The 1901-nt window shown below is 28.9% G+C and carries 1 protein-coding gene, 1 tRNA gene, 3 rRNA genes and 1 pseudogene; all 6 read left to right on the forward strand.

Going from position 1 to position 1901, the window contains the following annotated elements:
* Positions 1-81, forward strand: a 23S ribosomal RNA gene (locus CLOACE_RS11545); the annotation flags it as partial.
* A gap of 92 nt (positions 82-173) precedes the next feature.
* Positions 174-290 (forward strand): 5S ribosomal RNA (gene rrf, locus CLOACE_RS11550).
* Positions 291-297: 7 nt separating this feature from the next.
* Positions 298-373, forward strand: a tRNA-Phe gene (locus CLOACE_RS11555).
* Between the two features lie 50 nt (positions 374-423).
* Positions 424-582: pseudogene (locus CLOACE_RS11560) on the forward strand (IS1595 family transposase); the annotation flags it as partial.
* 324 nt (positions 583-906) lie between these two features.
* The gene (locus CLOACE_RS11565) at positions 907-1650 is read left to right on the forward strand and encodes a peptidylprolyl isomerase (RefSeq protein ID WP_070111392.1); all 744 of its coding nucleotides are present in this window, start codon (positions 907-909) and stop codon (positions 1648-1650) included.
* 146 nt (positions 1651-1796) lie between these two features.
* A 16S ribosomal RNA gene (locus tag CLOACE_RS11570) occupies positions 1797-1901 on the forward strand; the annotation flags it as partial.

Below are 1901 nucleotides of genomic sequence, written 5' to 3' on the forward strand. Positions count from 1 at the left end.
AACATCAGGTTGATAGGTCAGAGGTGCAAGCGTGGTAACATGTTTAGCTGACTGATACTAATAGGTCGAGGGCTTGACCTTAAATATACTGTGCAATTTTGAAAGAATAATTTTCTTTCAAATAAAAGTAATTTACTTAGTTAAAGCTGAGTAGTACTTATTTAAAATAAAAATCTGGTGGTTATAGCTTAAAGGTAACACCCGTTCCCATGCCGAACACGAAGGTTAAGCTTTAAAGCGCTGATGGTACTGCAGGGGAGACCCTGTGGGAGAGTAGGTCGCTGCCAGGTAAAATATGGCTGGATAGCTCAGTCGGTAGAGCAGAGGACTGAAAATCCTCGTGTCCCTGGTTCGATTCCTGGTCCAGCCACCAAAATGTCCTTATCGAATTATAGATAAGGACATTTTTTTATAAAAATTAATAAATATATCAGTAATTATATGTATTGGTTTAAATGGTTACAAGTATTTGAAAATGACAAGGAAGTCGTAAAAATAAAAAACTTTATGGTTCAATGTAATTTAGCCCATGCTTATACAAAAATATCTAATTTTAAAGAAAGAAAGGCGCTATTTGTTTAACTGTATACAATATATTGTAATTAATATTATAATTAGCATATAAAATTCCATAATATAGTATACATTTAAAATTGAGAGGATGTGAATTTATATGAAAAAAACAATTATTATATAATGTCTTTATTAAGTTGTATGATATCAACACTGTACTAAAACATAGCATATAATTAAAGAATAGATAGTTTTTATTAATAAGCTTTAAATAATAATTTTTATGTGATATCATTATATGTATAAAAATTATTTGTTTTATTAATACATAATATTTTAATTCTTTCAGTATTTTGGAAGCAATTAAAAAATAAATATAAAAGGAGAAATATAATGGAAAGTAAAGTAGTGGCATTAGTTAATGGAGAAAAAATAACTGAAAACGATATTCAACAAACAATTTTAAGGTTTCCAAAGGAAAGACAGGCTTTTCTTAATACAGAAGAAGGTAAAAAACAATTATTAGATCAAATAATATCTTTTGAGTTATCTTATAATTATGGTAAAGAAATAGGTTTAGATAAAGATGAAATGTATGCTCTACAATTAGAAAGAGCTGCTAAGGAAATATTAACACAAATGGCAATAAATAAAATATTAGAAAAAGCAGAAGTAAGTGAAAATGAAGTAATAGAATATTATAATGCTAATAAAGAATCTTTTAAAAATGAAGAAAATATAACAGCTAAACATATACTTACTAAAACTCTTGAAGAAGCAGAAAAAGTTTTTAAAGAAATAGAGGAAGGAATGGATTTTGAAGAAGCTGCTAAACAATATTCTATGTGTCCTTCAAAAGCAGAAGGAGGAAATTTAGGAACTTTTATTAAAGGTCAAATGGTACCTGAATTTGAAAAAGCAGCTTTTGAACTTTCTGTAGGACGTGTAAGTGATCCTGTTAAGACTCAATTTGGATATCATTTAATTAAAGTAGAAGATAAAGAAGAATCTTCATATAAGAATTTAGAAGAAGTAAAAGACTTTATTAAAAGTAATTTATTGCAAAAAAAGCAAGCAGATAAGTATGTTGACTTTACTAATGAACTTAAAGAAAAATATCATGTAGAAATAAAATAGGCGTTAACGCCTATTTTATAAATTTATGTTGACATATAAATTTATATATGTTATTATGTAATAGCTGTCAAGGACAGCAAGTTGGTCTTTGAAAATTAAACAGATAAATGAAACCAGCACAGAAATAAATGAGCAAGATAAACTTTTAAATTAAGAGTTTGATCCTGGCTCAGGACGAACGCTGGCGGCGTGCCTAACACATGCAAGTCGAGCGATGAAACTTCCTTCGGGAAGTGAATTAGCGGCGGACG

Origin of the sequence: Clostridium acetireducens DSM 10703 (assembly GCF_001758365.1) — a bacterium.
Taxonomy (GTDB): domain Bacteria; phylum Bacillota; class Clostridia; order Clostridiales; family Clostridiaceae; genus Clostridium_C; species Clostridium_C acetireducens.